Source organism: Flavobacterium sp. (assembly GCF_044360715.1).
GTDB lineage: Bacteria > Bacteroidota > Bacteroidia > Flavobacteriales > Flavobacteriaceae > Flavobacterium.
On the sequence record NZ_JBIKJY010000003.1, the window covers coordinates 88938 to 107521 of the forward strand.

General features: G+C 30.1%; 12 protein-coding genes. 6 read left to right on the forward strand and 6 right to left on the reverse strand.

Features of this window, described 5'->3' with window-relative positions:
- Positions 1–94: 94 nt before the first annotated feature.
- Both ACIQ16_RS01865 and ACIQ16_RS01870 read right to left on the reverse strand, forming a co-directional pair.
- On the reverse strand, positions 95–511 hold the full coding sequence (locus ACIQ16_RS01865) for a GxxExxY protein (RefSeq protein ID WP_396148294.1): 417 nt from the start codon (positions 509–511) through the stop codon (positions 95–97).
- 128 nt (positions 512–639) lie between these two features.
- Positions 640–1944: a hydroxymethylglutaryl-CoA reductase, degradative gene (locus ACIQ16_RS01870; protein ID WP_396148295.1), complete on the reverse strand. Its 1305-nt coding sequence runs from the start codon at positions 1942–1944 to the stop codon at positions 640–642.
- Positions 1945–2080: 136 nt separating this feature from the next.
- On the opposite strand from ACIQ16_RS01870, the gene ACIQ16_RS01875 reads away from it, so the two are divergent.
- From ACIQ16_RS01875 to ACIQ16_RS01895, 5 genes are all read left to right on the forward strand, one after another.
- Complete coding sequence (locus ACIQ16_RS01875; RefSeq protein ID WP_396148296.1) at positions 2081–4252, forward strand: S9 family peptidase; 2172 nt, start codon at positions 2081–2083, stop codon at positions 4250–4252.
- A gap of 29 nt (positions 4253–4281) precedes the next feature.
- A complete protein-coding gene (locus ACIQ16_RS01880) occupies positions 4282–5955 on the forward strand; it encodes a peptide MFS transporter (protein ID WP_396148297.1) in 1674 nt (557 codons plus the stop codon).
- A 79-nt stretch (positions 5956–6034) separates the two neighbouring features.
- Positions 6035–7693: a peptide MFS transporter gene (locus tag ACIQ16_RS01885; protein ID WP_396148298.1), complete on the forward strand. Its 1659-nt coding sequence runs from the start codon at positions 6035–6037 to the stop codon at positions 7691–7693.
- Positions 7693–9195: a peptide MFS transporter gene (locus ACIQ16_RS01890; RefSeq protein WP_396148299.1), complete on the forward strand. Its 1503-nt coding sequence runs from the start codon at positions 7693–7695 to the stop codon at positions 9193–9195. Before ACIQ16_RS01885 ends, ACIQ16_RS01890 begins: the two co-directional genes overlap by 1 nt.
- Positions 9196–9254: 59 nt before the next feature.
- A complete protein-coding gene (locus ACIQ16_RS01895) occupies positions 9255–9716 on the forward strand; it encodes a thioredoxin family protein (RefSeq protein WP_396148300.1) in 462 nt (153 codons plus the stop codon).
- A 4-nt stretch (positions 9717–9720) separates the two neighbouring features.
- On the opposite strand, the gene ACIQ16_RS01900 is transcribed toward ACIQ16_RS01895, so the two are convergent.
- From ACIQ16_RS01900 to ACIQ16_RS01915, 4 genes are all read right to left on the reverse strand, one after another.
- Positions 9721–11730 (reverse strand): ComEC/Rec2 family competence protein, encoded by a 2010-nt coding sequence (locus ACIQ16_RS01900; protein WP_396148301.1) that lies wholly within the window; start codon positions 11728–11730, stop codon positions 9721–9723.
- A gap of 79 nt (positions 11731–11809) precedes the next feature.
- Positions 11810–12481: a C40 family peptidase gene (locus tag ACIQ16_RS01905; protein ID WP_396148302.1), complete on the reverse strand. Its 672-nt coding sequence runs from the start codon at positions 12479–12481 to the stop codon at positions 11810–11812.
- Between the two features lie 34 nt (positions 12482–12515).
- Complete coding sequence (gene lpxB, locus ACIQ16_RS01910) at positions 12516–13631, reverse strand: lipid-A-disaccharide synthase (protein ID WP_396148303.1); 1116 nt, start codon at positions 13629–13631, stop codon at positions 12516–12518.
- 33 nt (positions 13632–13664) lie between these two features.
- Positions 13665–14978: a serine hydrolase domain-containing protein gene (locus ACIQ16_RS01915; RefSeq protein ID WP_396148304.1), complete on the reverse strand. Its 1314-nt coding sequence runs from the start codon at positions 14976–14978 to the stop codon at positions 13665–13667.
- Positions 14979–15077: 99 nt separating this feature from the next.
- Here ACIQ16_RS01915 and ACIQ16_RS01920 point away from each other — a divergent pair, with 99 nt between their 5' ends.
- Entirely contained in the window at positions 15078–18485 is a 3408-nt protein-coding gene (locus ACIQ16_RS01920) for a hypothetical protein (RefSeq protein ID WP_396148305.1), read from the forward strand.
- The last annotated feature ends 99 nt before the right edge of the window (positions 18486–18584 follow it).

Consider the following 18584-nt stretch of genomic DNA (forward strand, 5'->3'; position numbering starts at 1 on the left):
ATTATAAAGTAGGTTTAAGTTTTTACTTCGTAAATTTAAGTGATTTTATTATTTAAATTTTAAACTTATATGACTTATATTTTAAAATTAAAATCTATTCTGGTAATAATCTATAAATTTCATTTACAAAAGTTTGCTGACCATCATAAAAAATATTATTCACATTAAAATTTATTAATAAACCAATTGGAACTTTTAATAAATTCATATAAGTCAATATTTGTGCTTCAAATATGGAATTAACTTCTGAAACCGACTTTAGTTCTACAACTAAAACATCCTCAATTAAAAAATCGCATCTCAATTTTGTTTCTAAAAAATGACCTTTATATACAATTGGAACTGGATTTTCAGAAATATATTTAATGTTTCTTAATTCAAATTCTTTTAATAAACATTGATGATAAACGGATTCTAACAATCCTGGACCTAATGATTTATGAACTTCAATGGCAGCACCATTAACTTGATAAACTAAATTTTTTAGTTCTTTTTTTGATACTTTTTTCATGGCTTGTATTATTAAATTTATGGCTTGTATTATTATGTTTAATAAATTTCGTTAAACGAAATACTTATATGAACTTTAATTTACACTTTAAATTATAATGTATTTAAACTCTTATATGACTTATATGTTTATTTTTTTCTCAACGTTTCCAAAAAATCCACCACTAAATTATGTGCAACCGTTTGGTTTTCAAAATGTGCTAAAACTAATAGTTTTTCTTCTTTTGTAGCTTGGTGTTGATTTAAAATATTATTCAAATGCATTTTCATGTGCCCTTGTTGAATCCCAGAAGTGGTTAACGAACGTAAAGCTGCAAAATTTTGAGCCAATCCAGCAACAGCTACAATCTCCATTAATTCCGTTGCAGAGGGATTTCCTAACATTTCTAAAGAAAATTTGACTAATGGATGTAAATTAGTTAAACCGCCAACAGTTCCTAATGCTAAAGGTACTTCCAACCAAAACGTAAATATTCCGTTTTCTATTTTAGCGTGAGACAAGCTCGTGTAGCTTCCATTTTTACTTGCAAATGCATGTATACCCGCTTCTACAGCACGAAAATCGTTACCTGTAGCCAACACTACCGCATCAATTCCGTTCATAATGCCTTTGTTGTGCGTTACGGCTCTGTATGGTTCCACTTCAGCGATTTTTACAGCAGTTAGAAACTTTTCTGCAAATTCACTTGACGTGATGTTGGCATCTTCATTAAGTTCCGAAATAGCACAAGAAACTTCGGCACGAACTACACAATTTGGTACAAAATTACTCAAAATACTCATTACAATTTGAATGGAATGAATACCAAATTCTACTGATTTGTTTTTAAATGTTTTTGCAAATTGTTCTAAACAAGAATTGATAAAATTCGCTCCCATACTATCCTTAGTCTGAAAAGTAGTGTGCAATTGGTAATAATTGTTTAATGCTGCCGTTTTATCTATTAGCTGAATATCTGAAATTCCGCCGCCACGCTTTTGCATATTTTTGGTAATTCCTTCCGATTCAGAAAGTAAAAAAGGCTTTACAAAATTGAAATATTCAATAAGTTTTTGTTTATCACCTTCATACATAAAATGAACTTGACCAATTTTTTCAGTGCCTAAAATAGTCGTTTTAAATCCTCCTCGTGCTCCCCAAAATTTCGCAGCTTTACTTGCGGCTGCCACAACAGAGCTCTCTTCAATAGCCATAGGGATGGTATAGTTTTTACCATTAATTGTAAAATTTGGTGCGACACCTAACGGCAAATAAAAATTTGTTAAAGTGTTTTCAATAAATTCGTCGTGTAGTTTTTGAATTGACGCATCAGAATTTTGATAGCTTTGTAATACGGCAATTGCTTCTTTTGGATTGGAAAAATGCTTTTCGGCGATCCAATTTATTTTTTCTTCTTTTGTTAGTTTTGAAAAACTTGTAGTATTTAGTGCCATTAATTTCGGATTGATTGACAAAGATAATAAAAGTAATTTTTAAAAAAATAAAACTTAGAAAGTAAAAAATTCAATATTTATTATGAATATGTCGTAAATTTTCACTAAAATTGGACGTTTTTTACAATCACAAAATATGAGAAATTTTATACACTTAGTAATCATATTACTAACCACTTCAGTATCAGTTGTTGCTCAGCAAAAATTAACTTTAGAAGAAATTTGGGGCGGTGCATTTAGAACTAAAGGCATGGACGAATTGAATGCCATGAAAAACACCAATCAATATACGGTACTAAATTTCGATAGAAATTCTAAAACTATGCAAATTGATTTGTTTGATTATGCGACTTTAAATAAAGTTGCAACCATTATTGACACCAAAGATTTTCCAGCATTAACTTCAATTGATAGTTACACATTTGATCAGGCTGAGAAAAAGATATTAATTGCAACAAATACCGAATCGATATTTAGACGTTCATTTACTGCAAATTATTTTGTATACGATATTGTTTCTAAAAAATTATCAAAATTTACCGATAAAGCCATTCAAGAGCCAACTTTTTCATCCGATGGAACTAAAGTTGCTTATGCTTTTGAAAACAACTTGTATGTTTTTGATTTACTTTTAAATAAAGAAACTCAAGTTACAACCGATGGTAAGAAAAACAGCATCATTAACGGAATTACTGATTGGGTTTACGAAGAAGAATTTGCTTTTGTTCGTGCTTTCGATTGGAATGCTAACGGAACAAAAATAGCTTTTATTCGATTTGACGAAACAAACGTTCCAGAATTCTCAATGGATATGTACAATCAAGGTTTGTATCCAACACAAGCTGTTTTTAAATACCCAAAAGCAGGAGAAAAAAATGCAGACGTTTCGTTACATATTTATGATGTAGCTTCTGCAAAAACGCAAAAAATTGATTTAAGTACTTATTCCGATTTTTATATAGCAAGATTAAAATGGACAAACGATTCAAATGTTTTAAGTGCGCAAGTAATCAATCGCCACCAAGACAATTTAGATGTTATATTTGTTGATGGAAATTCGGGAACTAAAAAAGTAATTTTAAACGAAAAAGATAAAGCTTACGTCGATGTTACGGATAATTTAACCTTTTTAAAAGACAATAGTTTTATTTGGACTTCAGAGAAAGACGATTTCAATCATATTTATTATTATGACAAAACTGGAAAGTTGAAAAACCAGGTTACAAAAGGGAATTGGGATGTAACCGCTTATTATGGATTTGATGAGAAAAACAAAACAATTTATTATCAATCTGTAGAAAACGGTTCAATAAATAGAGATGTGTACTCCATTTCAATTGACGGAAAAGCTAAAAAAAGACTGTCATTAAAAACAGGAACAAATAGCGCTACTTTTAGTCCAAATTTTCAATATTTTATCAATACCTATTCAAGTGCTACAGCAGCGCCTTATTATTCTTTAAACGATTCTAAAACTTCTCAAGAGATTAAGAAAATCCAATCGAATGAAGCGGTTGAAGAAAAATTAGCAAAATACAACGTATCACCGAAAGAATTTTCAACCATCACTACAGAAAAAGGACATGTTTTAAACACTTGGATGATTAAACCAAAAGATTTTGATCCGAATAAAAAATATCCTGTTTTTATGTTTCAATATTCGGGACCAGGTTCGCAACAGGTAGACAATGCTTGGAACGGAACAGACGATTATTGGTTTATGATGTTGGCTCAAAAAGGCTATATTGTAGCTTGTGTTGACGGAAGAGGAACTGGTTTTAAAGGGGCAGAATTTAAAAAATGTACGCAAAAAGAATTAGGAAAATACGAAGTAGAAGACCAAATTGATGCGGCTAAAGTTTTTGGGAAATACACTTTTGTTGACAAATCTAGAATTGGCATTTTTGGATGGTCTTATGGTGGTTTTATGGCGGCCAATTGTATTTTTCAAGGCGCAGATGTTTTCAAATCTGCTATTGCCGTTGCTCCCGTAACGTCTTGGAGATATTACGACAGCATTTATACCGAAAGATACATGCAGACGCCACAAGAAAACGCAAGTGGTTATGATAACAATTCGCCTATTTCACATGTAAATAAATTGAAAGGAAACTTTTTATTAATTCATGGTACGGCTGATGACAATGTGCATGTTCAAAATACCATGAAAATGGTAGAAGCTTTAGTACAAGCCAACAAACAATTTGACTGGGCGATTTACCCAGATAAAAATCACGGGATTTATGGTGGAAAAACCCGTTTGCAATTGTACACCAAAATGACCAACTTTATTTTAGAAAAACTATAAACTAACCAATATTACTAAATAAATTAATTATGAGCGAAACAGTTAAACAAGGACATCCAAAGGGGCTTTGGGTATTATTTGGAACCGAAATGTGGGAACGATTCAATTTCTATGGAATGCGAGCCATCCTAACCCTATTTATGGTAAATTCATTATTAATGAAAGAAGCAGATGCCTCTTTAATTTACGGTGGATTTTTGGGTTTATGTTATTTAACACCTATGTTAGGTGGATTTGTTGCAGATAGATTTTTAGGAAACAGAAATTGCATTATGCTTGGAGGTTTAATGATGGCTGTTGGACAATTTTTATTATTTATTAGTGCAACTGTATTTACTTCCAATATTGAATTAGCTAAAATTTTACTTTGGGTTGCTTTGGGAATTATCATTTTTGGTAATGGTTTCTTTAAACCAAATATTTCTTCTATGGTAGGAAGTTTATATCCTAAACAAGAAAAAAACAAATTAGACACAGCATTTACGATTTTTTATATGGGAATTAACTTAGGTGCTTTCTTAGGTCAATTAATTTGTCCAATTGTTGGAGATGTTAAAGATGCTGGTGGTATTAGAGATATTTATGCTTTCAAATGGGGATTCTTAGCAGCAGCTATAGCAATGGTTTTAGGAACTATGGTTTTTTATTATTTAAAAAATAAATACGTAGTTACTCCTGAAGGCAGACCAATTGGTGGTTTACCTTCAAAAAATGATGCTTCAGATTTTGAAGATGGAGAATCTCAAAAAGCCGTGTTTTCAAAGAATGCTTTAATTGGAGCAGTTGTTGCTTTCGTAGGATTAGGATTCTTATTTCATTATGCATTTGGGCAGAATATTATTTATGCAATAATTTATGCAAGTGGATTGTCTTTGGCTGGATTAATTATCTCAGACACCTCATTAACTAAAATAGAAAGAGATAGAATTTTAGTAATTTACATTGTTGCCTTTTTCGTTATCTTTTTCTGGGCAGCCTTTGAACAAGCAGGTTCTTCATTAACGTTTATTGCAGATAATCAAACAGATAGAAATTTCTTTGGTTGGAATATGCCGCCATCAATGGTACAAATCTTCAATGGATTATTCGTAGTAATGTTTGCTGTACCTTTCAGTATGTTATGGGATAAATTAAGAGCCAATAACAGAGAACCGATTTCTCCTTTTAAACAAGCTATTGGTTTGCTTTTAATTGCTGTTTCCTATTTTATTATTGCTCACAACGTAAAAGATTTAGGGAATAATGGTTTATTAGCCATTAAATGGTTAATCTTATTGTACTTAATACAAACGTGTGCAGAATTATGTTTATCTCCAATTGGTTTATCATTGGTTGGTAAATTATCTCCAAAACGTTTTTCTTCATTATTGTACGGAGTTTTCTTCTTATCAAACGCTGCAGGATATGCATTAGCAGGAACATTAGGTTCTATTATGCCTGCAACTGGAGACAAATTTAACAAAGCAAAAGAATTAGGTATAGATTTACAAGCAGTTTTAGATAAGAAAATAGTGCCAACTAAAGATCAGTTAGCTCTTTTAGATACAAATCAAATTAGCCCAACTAATCCAGTTTTTGCTGGTTTTGAAATTCATAATTTGTTTGAATTCTTTATGGTGTTCGTAATATTATGTGGTATTGCAGCGGCAATCTTATTCGCATTAACACCAAGATTGAAAAAAATGATGCACGGTATTAACTAATTATTTTATAAAATATTTTTTATATCTTTCAAGCCTGTAACATTGTTGCAGGCTTTTTTAATTATTAAAACAAATTAGTATGTGGAAATCACACCCAAAGGCATTGCCTTATTTATTCTTATCTGAAATGTGGGAACGTTTTGGCTATTATTTAATGATTGGAATTTTTACTCTTTATCTTAAAGATGTAGAAGCAGGATTTGCCTTAACTGAAAAAGAAGCCTCCGATTTATATGGAACGTTTATTGCACTTGTTTTTTTAACTCCTTTTATTGGAGGGCTTGTAGCTGATAGATATTGGGGATATAAAAAATCAATAGTTATTGGAGGTTTGATGATGGGTATTGGTTATCTTTTAATGGGTATTCATAACATTACTATGTTATATATTGCTATGACACTTGTGATTATTGGAAATGGATTTTTTAAACCAAATATTTCCACACTTTTAGGTAATTTCTATTCTGAAGATCAGTACAAAGACAAAAAAGATGAAGGGTATAATATTTTCTATATGGGAATTAATGTTGGTGCTTTCATTTGTAACTTTTTTGGAGCTGCATTACAAATTCTATTAGGTTGGCAATATGCGTTTATGGCAGCTGGTGTTGGAATGTTTATTGGTGTCATTGTTTTCTTATTAGGAACAAAACATTACGGAAACAAAACAGATAAAAAAGGAACGCAAGAAGGCGATATGCCATTTTATAAAATTGTTTTATTTATTTTATTACCATCTGCTGTATTTGGAGTAATTGGTTGGTTATTAAAAGGTGTGACTTCTGAAGCTAATCCATCTGGATATATTTTTGGTTCGGATAGTACCGATGCCTTTATTTTTGCTTGTATTCCAGTTATATTTTTTTACGGAAGTTTATATTTTAAAGCAAAAGCAGAAGACAAAAGGCCAATTGGAGCTTTATTAACCATATTTGCTGTAGTAATTTTATTTTGGGCGGTTTTCAAACTAAATGGTTCGGCACTTACCACTTGGGCAGATAGATATACAGATAGAGAAATCACAGGAACGACCAAATCTGTTTTTAACACACTTAAATTATCTAAAGAAATAGACTATAAAAAAGATTCCACAGAATTATATGATGCCAGTTTTCGTATTCAAAAACTAAATGGCGAAGTTCAAAAAACAGTAGATTACCCAATATACTTTAGAAATGTAGCCAAAGAAAAACTACCTAAAGAAAGTTCAAAAGTTTCTATTTGGGCAACTAATTTAAGTCAGTCTATCAATCCAGGTTGGGTCATTATTTTAACACCATTAGTGGTTGCATTCTTTACCTTTTTACGTGGTAGAAAAAAAGAACCATCAACACCTACAAAAATTGCTTTTGGATTATTAATTTCTGCTTTATCCGTTTTAGTAATGATTGCAGCAGTTAATATGGGCGGAAACGGTTCTGAAAAAGTTAGTGTTTGGTGGCTTGTGGCCAATTACGGAATTATCACAATTGGAGAACTATTTCTAAGTCCGATGGGATTATCGGTTGTATCTAAGCTGAGTCCAACAAATATAACATCATTAATGATGGGTGGTTGGTTTTTATCCACTTCAATCGGAAATAAATTAAGTGGTGTATTAGCCAGTCTTTGGGACACCTATGACAACAAACAAGATTTCTTTTGGATTAATTTTGGGCTATTAATGTTTGCAACTCTATTGATGTTTGTTTTATTGAAACAATTAAATGCAGTAATGAAAGAAAAAGGAATAAACTAATGCAAACTATAGAAGAAATACAAAATTTTAAAGGCAAATATCCAAAACAACTGTGGTATTTGTTTTTCTCAGAAATGTGGGAACGCTTCTGTTTTTATGGAATGCGAGGTATGCTGGTCGTATTTATGGTTAACCATTTGTCTATGGACGAAGAAGTGGCCAATTTACAATATGGAGCGACTCAAGCTTGGGTGTATGCATTTACTTTTATTGGTGGTTTATTTGCCGATAAAATTCTTGGTTTACGAAAATCACTTTTCTGGGGTGGAATTTTAATGATTATTGGAAGTGTTATTTTAGCTATTGATCCGAAAAGTCTGTTTTTTACAGGAATTGGTTTTACAATTGTAGGTACAGGATTCTTTAAACCAAATATTTCATCAATGGTTGGGCAATTATATAAAGAGAACGATCCAAGACGTGATGCCGGATTTTCTTTTTTTTATATGGGTGTAAATTTAGGCGCATTAATTGGAGGTTACATTTGTATAGCTGTTGCTGAAGGTTCCTTATGGCAATCGATTGTTCCAGAGCATTTAAGATGGAATGTAGGTTTTGGTTTTGCAGCTTTAGTAATGATTATAAGTTTATTGACTTTCACAAAAACGCAAAAAAGTTTAGCAAGTATTGGACTTTCACCATTAGCGCATCTTGAGGTTTCAAGAAAAAAATTATTGGAAAACATAACTTATTTAGGTTCGATTTTAGTAATTCCAATAGTTATTATAATGGTTGGCAATACTGTTTATACGGATTATTTTATGTATGCGATTGGACCTATTTCTATTTTATATTTACTGTACGAAATGAGAAATTTCTCTTTAGTGGAAAATAAAAAATTAATTGCCGCTTTAGTATTTATCCTTTTTTCAATTGTCTTCTGGGCTTTTTTCGAACAAAGTGGTGGCTCCTTAAGTTTATTTGCTGCAAACAATTTAAATAATACTGTAGCTGGTGTAGAATTAAGTCCAAATGGGGTGAATAATTCTGCAAATTCCTTCTTTGTAATTGCTTTTGCTGCATTAGTAGGATTAGTTTGGTTGTGGTTATCAAAAAGAAAAATAGAACCTAATACTATCATAAAATTTGGATTAGCTTTTTTGTTTTTAGCTGGTGGTTTCTGGATTTTCTACTATACTAAGTTTTTTGCAGATGCATCAGGTAGAACGTCATTAGACTTATTTACCTTCGGATGGTTTATAATTACTTTTGGTGAATTATGTTTATCACCTATCGGTATGAGTGCTATGACCAAGTTATCTCCACAAAAAACACAGGCTGTAATTATGGGAATGTGGTTTTTAGCGAGTGCTTATGGACAGTATTTTGCAGGAATTTTAGGAGCTAATATTGCTAAAGCCTCAAAAAATGCTACCAATTTAGAAAAACTAAATACCTATGCAGACGGGTATTATCAACTTGCCATTTATGCGTTAATTGCAGGATTGATTTTGATTTTAATTTCGCCATTTGTAAAAAAATTAATGCAAGATGTAAAGTAACATACTTTTAATAGCCCACAATTTTTATATATTTGTAAAATACTAATAAGATAGTAATTATGAAAAAAATAATTTTAATATTCACTTTTTTAATTAGTGGATTTATTGCTCAAAGTCAGGAATTAAAGTGGTACACAGATGTATCTATTGCTACCGATTTATCTATTAAAGAAAACAAGCCAATGTTTTTATTTTTTACAGGTTCAGATTGGTGTGGTTGGTGTATTCGATTACAAAAAGAAGTTTTTAAAACCCCAGAATTTGTAAAATGGGCTACTGATAATGTAATTTTGGTAGAATTAGATTTTCCAAGAAAAAATGAACAAACAGATGCGGTAAAAATGCAAAATGCACAATTACAACAGCAATTACAAGTTAGAGGCTATCCAACGGTTTGGTTTGTTAGTGCTACTAAAACAGCAGAAGCAAAAGTAAATTTAAACGCACTTGGAAGCACAGGATATGTTGCTGGTGGCCCACAAGTTTGGCTTGAAGGCGCTAATAAAATTATCAAAAAGTAAAAATTCATTTCAATCTATAAAATCCCTTTTCGGCTGTGGCGTGAAAAGGGATTTTTTCTTGCTCACAAGTGGCCTTCCAAAGTTTTATGTAACTTTTATAATTAGAACCATCAGCTATTATTTGTTCTGGTTTAATGGTTGAAATTAATCGTTTCAAATTAATTTTTGGCGATTGTGTTAGTACCACAATTTCTGGTTTTTGTTTAGTAGTATACACACCTAAACTATCAATACAAAGAATTTTTTTGTTAAAACTATATACATTTTTAATAGGTTCAATTCGATACTTTTTAACAAATTTTCCTCTTGTATATGCTTCTATTGCAGCTTTAGAATTAGCTAAATCGTCCGTATAAAATACAGATTCATTATTTTTAGTTTCAACAAACAGCGTGTGTTTCATACTATTAAAAACCCCAAATTCATTATTATTTTTTTCAGAAGAATTAAGAAAAAAATAGCACAACTGAAAAATCAAAATAGAAAATAAAATTGGTTTTAAATTTTTAATTTTTGAAAAATAAACGAAATAAAGAACTGTTGCAATAATTAAATATAACAACAAAACTAACACTTCATGAAAAGCTATATTTTTGATAATAAAAACATCGAATGTTATGATCCAAGCTGTAAAAGCATTCATTAATTCAATTAAAAAATTGACTAAAACACTCAAATAAACCGCTACTTTCAGCAACAAAAAATTGAAAGGAATCAATGCTAATCCTAAAATTAAAATAAGGCTTGAAAGCGGAATCGCAATTAAATTAGCCAATAAAAACAATAAAGGAAATTGGCCGAAATAATACAATATTAAGGGTAAAACACCAATTTGAGCAACTATCGAAATAAGCAGTAATTCTTTAATTTTTAAAATAATTAAATTTTTAGAATAACTATATTTTCTAACTAAAGGCTGAAAAATAACAATACTTAAAACAGCAGCAAAACTCAATTGAAATCCAACATCAAAAAGATAATTAGGATTGTATAGTAATAATAGCAAAGCAGAAACAGCTAAAGAATTATAAATATTAGCTGGTCGATTCACAATTTTTGCGAAAGCTACTACTGAAAACATAACCGCTGCGCGTACAATTGAAGCAGAAAATCCAGCTAAAATAGCATAAAACCACAAGATACATAACGAAATAAGAAAGATGTATAGTTTTCCTTTTTTGAATCGAAGCAATGGTTTAGTAAGCCAAAGTAAGATTCCGTAAATTAAAGCAATATGTAGTCCTGAAATGGCTAAAATATGAATAATTCCTGCTTGTGTGTAATTTGTACTAATTTCTTTGGACAACTCTGTTTTTTCACCAAAAAGCAACGCCATTAATAGATTGTAATTGTCTTTTTTAAAGCTATTTACATCATAACTTTTTAATAATTTTGACTTAATAAAATTAATATAATAATAAAAATTTGTGTCTTTTGAAACACTAATTGTATTTGTCTCTTTGATTTTAATTTCATTAAAAACATTCTGATTATTTAAATATTTAGAATAATCAAATTGATTTGGATTTAATGCATTTTGAAGTAATTTTGGCGTTTCAAATGCCTTAACTTTGTTTCCAACCTCTATTTCTATTTTCTCTTTTTTTGGCACATAAAGTAGTATTTTACCGATACAATTTTGCCCGTTAATGTGTTCAGCTTTTAAAATAAATTTATCATAATACGTTGTTGATTTTAACTTTTCGGTCACCAATCCTTGTATAAGGTTTCTTTCTAAAATTGAATTTGAAAAATGCGATTTATAATTTATTTGAGTGTTAAAATAATTAGACAAAATGCCTAAATTTAAACACAAAAGCACTACTACACTTTCAAAAAACAAGGTGTTTAATTTCTTTTTTATAACATAAAAATAAACCGCTAAAAAACAAAAGGTATTGAATGTCAATCCTAATAAAATAGAAAGCAAGGCAAATTGAAAGTAATATTGAATTACAATTCCAATACTAAAGCCACCAAGTATAGGGACAATTGGGAATTTAATAAATTTCATTAGTTAGTAGGTTTGTTTACTATAGAAAAACAATTTGGGATTATTTTTCAGTAAAAAATGTAGAAATAGTTTGTTGTAATTATTCCAAAATTCTATTTACTCCAACAAAAGTTCTTGCATAATAGCTTTCTGAAGTAGAAGAATACACTACTCCACTACTTGTTGAGGAATGAATGAATTTAATTATACCGTCAGAGTTTTCTGTTACTATTCCAACGTGACTAATGTAGCTGCCATTGGTTTTAAAAAAAATTAAATCGCCAGGTTTAGCGTCTTTTTTTAATATACGTTTTCCAATTTGAGCCATTTCTGCCGAATTTCTTGGCAATGCAATATCAAATTGGTTAAGCGTGTAGGTAACAAAACCCGAACAATCAAACCCGGCTGGAGTCGAACCTCCTCCTCTATATGGAGAGCCTAAACTTTCTGCAGCAACATTAAGAATTTGTTGCTTTATATAATCTGAAACCTCAAATGTTGGTGTAAAATCTTGTGGCGTTTCTTCTTCCACAACTACTTTTATTTTGGATTGTTCTATACTATCTTGTACAGCTTTTTGTTTCGCTTTTTCAATAGCTTTTATCTCTTTTTTTGTAGGTTTTGCAGGTTTTTCTAATCCTGTTTTTTCAGTAAATGTATAACTTCCTGTTTTTTGAGCCACTTGTTTTGAAGTAACAATTGTGGGCTTTTGCAAGGATTTACAACTATACAAAAAAATAGTAAGTAGGAAAATATAAATTGATTTTTTCATTATTTTGGGATTTTATGAAGTATAAATTTACAAATTAATTTTTAATAGAAGAAATTATACCATTCGCGGTTTTTTCACTTGCGCCTTTTCCTCCTAATTTTTGTTCTAAAATTTCGTATTCATTTTGAATGGTTTCTCTGGATTTTCCAGATAAAATTTTGTGCAATTCGATTTCTAAATTAGTGGTATTTAGCTCATTTTGAATTAATTCTTTCACCACTTCTTTGTCCATAATTAAATTGACTAAAGAAATAAACTTTAATGTAATAATGCGTTTTGCAATTTCATAAGAAATTTTATTCGCTTTGTAACACACTATTTGTGGCACTTTAAACAATGCTGTTTCTAAAGTGGCTGTTCCCGAGGTTACTAAAGCAGCGTGAGAAACACTTAATAAATCGTACGTTTTATTACTTACAAATTTTACATTTTCTGTAGTCAAAAATGTTTTGTAAAATTGATATTCTTGACTTGGTGCACCAGCAATTACAAATTGATAATCAGGGAATTTAGCTACAATCGAAAGCATAATGGAAAGCATTTTTTCAATTTCTTGTTTTCTACTTCCTGGTAACAAAGCAATAATAGGTTGATTTGTTAAATTATTTTCTTTTGTAAATTGTTCAAAATTGGTTTGCTTTCTATCGGAAATGGCATCAATTAACGGATGGCCTACAAATTCAACTGGAAAATTATGTTTTTTCTCGTAAAAGTCTTTTTCGAAAGGCAAAATCACATACATTTTATCGATATCACGCTTGATGTCTTTTATGCGATTTTCTTTCCAAGCCCATATTTGAGGAGAAATATAATACTGATTTTGAATGCCTAATTTCTTAGCCCATTTCGCAATTCGCATATTAAAACCTGGGTAATCTATATAAATTATTGTGTCGGGCTGAAACTGCAAAATATCTTTTTTACAAACAGAAATATTACCTAAAATGGTTCGCAAATTCATAATCACTTCGGCAAAACCCATAAATGCTAATTCGCGATAGTGTTTTACTAAAGTGCCGCCCACATTTTGCATTAAATCGCCACCCCAAAAACGTATTTCTGCAGTTGGATCTTTTGCTAAAATGGCTTTCATTAAGTTGGAACCGTGTAAATCGCCTGACGCTTCACCAGCTATTATGTAATATTTCATTTTGATCAATTAATTGGCTAAGATAAAATATTTCTATTCTTTAGTAAAATTAAATTTTTGGCCACCTTGTTTTAAAATGAAACTTTTACTTGAAGTAAATTCCATTTCAATTCCGGCTGGAGCAAAAACAAAAACATCATCTCTTGAAAAAGTTAATGGAAAACTCGGTTGTCCTGTTGCTTGAGCTAATAAATTACCTTCTTTTTCAAAAACGTTAATTTTTAATGGAATCTCTTTAGAAGCAAAGGTTCCAGAATATTTTTGAATTAAGTCTGCATCTAATTTTTTAAAATTCGGAAATGGATAAGGTAATTTATAATAAATACTTAAAATTCCTATCATAATGTCGTTTTGACTGTAATTTTCACCGTTTACAATTAAAGAAATTGTTAAATCATCTTTTTCATAATAACCCATCGTAGATTTAAAACCTTCAATTTTACCGCCATGTCCGTAAAATTTTCTTTCTCCAAAAGGAAAACGATATAAAGCCATACCGTAAGTATCTTTTAATGTTTTCATTAATTCTAATGAAGCTGGAGAAACTAAATTTCCTTTAAAAAGTTTATAGATAAATTTTGTTAAATCTTCTGGTGTAGAAATAATTCCACCGGAAGAAAATGCAATGTCGTTATTCCATTCCTCAATTTGTTCCCAATTGTCACCATTAAACATGTAAGAAAAACTTTCTCTTTTTGAAACGTCTGTTTTTTCGTTTGTGTAATATGTGTTTTTTAACTGTAATTTATCTGAAATTCTGGTTTTTAAATTTTCTGTATATGATTTTTTAGTGATTTTTTCGATAATTAAACCTAAAATAAAGTAATTAGAATTACTGTATTCGTGTTTGGTATCAGTTTCAAAAATAGAAGAATAATTTTCTATTTTCTTTAAAATCAATTCTTTAGTATTTGGTTTTTCTAAAACATCTATTAATGTACTATCTGCATTTACATAATCTTTTATACCTGTTCGTTGATATAATAAATGTTCAATGGTAATCTTATCAGATTGGTCAATTTTTGGAAAAAATCGATTCAACTTAGTTGATAACAAAATCTTTTTTTCTTCCACCAATTGCATTATCATTGTAGCGGTAAACGTTTTAGATATAGATCCAATTTTATATTTCGTGGCACCATTGGCACGCACTCCTTTAGTTGCTTCAGAAAACCCATAGGCATGTTTAAAAACTACTTCATCGCCTAAACGAATGCAAAGCGAACCCATAAATTTATCGTTTTCATATAAATAGTTTAATAAACTGTCAATTCTTGCAAAACGAATTTCTTGAGCAAATGTGCTTAATGAAAGAAATAAAAATAAAATAGAAAGAGATTTTTTCATTGTAATGTAAGTTGTTATTTATTGTCAAAATTAAGCAAATTGAATGGTATACAAAAATCGAAATTTTCTCGTTTATACAAATATCAGTACTTTTACCGTATGTATAAACAAATTAGTTGCCTTTTATTGTTTTGTTTTGTTTCTGTTGGCTTTGGTCAAGAGAAAAACAACGCTTTCAAAAGTAAAAAATTTGCGTATACAAATAAAGAAATTCTTATTGATACATCTGCATTAAATCCAAATTCATTTAAAATTTTCAATGTAAATCAACAAGAAATTGACACCTCTTTTTATTCATTCAATTACCAAACTAAAAAATTAATTTTCAAAAAAATATTTCAAGATTCAGTACGAGTGCAATATTATCAATTGCCAAATTTTCTAACGAAAACCTACACTATTTACGACGAAAAAAAAATTGTGCCAAATGAAAACGGACGATTACTTACGTTCTCGGAAAACACAAAAAAACAAATTCCAATTTTTAATGGCTTGAAAACCAATGGAAGTATTTCTCGAGGATTCACAGTGGGAAACAATCAAAATACGGTTTTAAATTCCAATTTAGATTTACAAATTTCCGGGAAATTATCTGACGATATTACATTAAAAGCATCTATTCAAGATAGTAATATACCCTTGCAAGAAGGCGGATATTCGCAAAAAATTGACGAATTTGATCAAATATTTATTGAACTATCATCTAAAAACTGGAACATAAGAGCAGGTGATTTATTTTTAGAAAATAGAAAAACCAGCTTTTTAAATTTTAACAAAAAAGTGCAAGGTCTTTCCTCACATTTTAATTGGGGAAATACCAAAAAAAACGATTTGTTTATTGCTGCTTCATTAGTTCGAGGACAATATGCAAAAAGTAATTTCACAGGACAAGAAGGTAATCAGGGTCCCTACAAATTACGAGGCAATAGTGGCGAATTATATGTGTTAATTATTTCGGGTTCAGAACGTGTTTATGTAAACGGAATATTAAAAGAGCGAGGCGAAAACAAAGATTATATAATAGATTATAACGCAGGAGAAATTATTTTTAATGCCACTTTTCCAATAACTTCCGAAATGCGAATTGTTATGGAATATCAATATTCGGATAGAAATTATACCCGTTTTTTAAGCTACGGCGGTTTTCAACATGAAAGTGATAAATTTAGTATTGGCGCCTATGTGTATAATGAAAATGATGTAAAAAACCAACCGTTACAACAAAGTTTATCCGAAAATCAAATTCAAACATTACAACTTGCTGGAGACGATGGAAACTTAATGAATGCGTCTTCTGCTTACATAGATTCCTATTCGGAAAATAAGATACTCTATAAAAAATTGACACTTGGTAGCGTTGAAATATTTGAATTTTCTACAGACCCTACACAAACGTTGTACCAAGTAAAATTTACTTTCTTAGGAAATAATTTAGGAAATTATATTTTGGCAAGTAGCAATACGATTGGAAAAATCTACGAATATGTAGCGCCGATTTCAGGTGTTCCACAAGGAAGTTACGAACCAATTGTTAAGCTAATTGCACCTACAAAAATTCAAATTGCTACCATTGTCAGCTCTTTTTCACCAACAGAAAAAACAGAAATTGAAACCGAAATTGCAATTTCTAACCACGACAAAAATTTATTTTCAAATTTAGATGATGCCAATAACCAAGGAATTGCCACAAAATTAAATCTGAAACAGCAATTGTTTTCCAAAGGAATTCAGGTGCAATCTTTTGCCGCTATTAATTACATTCAAGAGAATTTTAAACCCATTGAGCGGTTATACAATATTGAGTTTAATCGAGATTGGAACCTTACTAATCCATTAGGCAATCAGCTGTTATTGGTGGGTGGAATACAATTTAATTCGGTTCAAAAAGATACGATGAAATGGAAAACATTTGGAAAATACCAATTTGAAAAATTAGAATATTCTACGAATTTTTCTGGAAATAAACACGCGTTTCAATCCTTTACAAAAAATAAAAATTTAGCACTTCAAACACAAATTAGTTTGATGGATAGTAAAAATAACTCAAGCACATCTAATTTTTTAAGAAGTCAAAATGTTGCTAAATATCATTTTAAGAAAAACTATGTGGGTGCTAATTTTAGATATGAAAACAATAGAGAAATAGCGAATGAAACCAAAATTCTAAGTAATTTTAGTCAACGATTTTCAGAATTTGGAAACTTTATTGGTCGTGGCGATTCAACAAAAGTATATGCTGAAATGGGGTATTTAATTCGGCAAAATGACAGTGTGAAAAATAATCTATTACAACGTGTTAACTCCTCTTTTTCAACTTATTTGAAATCGCAAATTATCAAAAACGATAGAAGAAACTTAGGCATATTCATCAATTATAGAACCTTAAAATTTGCAGATAATCGCGCCACAGAACCTTCTATAAATTCGCGAGTAAACTATTCTGATTCCTTTTTTAATCAACTGATTCAAACTACTACTTTTTATGAAAATAATTCGGGAAGTATTGCGCAACAAGAATTTACGTTTTTAGAAGTTGATGCCGGACGAGGTTTATATATGTGGAACGATTATAACAATAACAACATTCAGGAACTACAAGAATTTGAAATTGCAACCTTTTCTGATTTGGCAAAATATGTAAAAATTTTTCTACCCAATCAGATATTTATTAGAACCTATCAAAACAAGCTTAGTCAAACCCTTACTTTTAATGGAAATGTCTGGCAAAATGAAACAGGATTTAAGAAATTCTTATCAAAATTTTACAATCAAACTTCTTTAATAATTGATAAAAAAATAACTCGAAATTCAAATACTTTTGAATGGAATCCTTTTTCAATTCCAGATAAAGATTTAATTGGTTTGAATACTAATTTTAGAAATAGTTTGTTTTTTAATAAAGGGAAACAGAAAAATTCAGTAACCTATACTTTCAATTCTAGTGCGTTAAAAAATGTTTTAAATTTTGGAAGTCAAGAAAATTATATAAAAAGTCATCAACTGCAATATGCCCATTTGGTACAAAAATTTTGGTTGTTTCAATTGCAAACAAACACCTCAAATGTAAAAAGTATTTCTGATAATTATGCAAGTAGAAATTTTAATATTACTGGCTTAGAAATTGCTCCGAAAGTGTCCTATATTTTTAATAAAAACGCAAGTTGGGATGTTTTTTATGAAAATAATAGTAAAGAAAATACGATTGGCAATTTAGAACATTTAAAACAACAACAATTAGGCACGTCATTTAATTGGAATACAGAAAAAGGATTTTCATTAAACGGAATATTTACTTATATCAATAATAATTTTACCGGAAGCGCTTCTTCTCCTGTTGGCTTTCAGTTGTTAGAAGGGTTACAAAGTGGAAAAAATACTACTTGGCAACTTCTATTTCAGAAAAATATTACGCAATTTTTAGATGTTTCGGTAAATTATAACGGTCGTAAATCGGAAACAAGTAAAACGGTGCATACTGGAACCATTCAGTTGCGTGCTTTTTTCTAAAAATAGGTGTTTTGAAAAGTCCGAATTTTGTCATTCCGAATTTATTTCGGAATCTAAAATAATTATTTATGGAAACCGAAACAAGTTCAGCTTGACAAT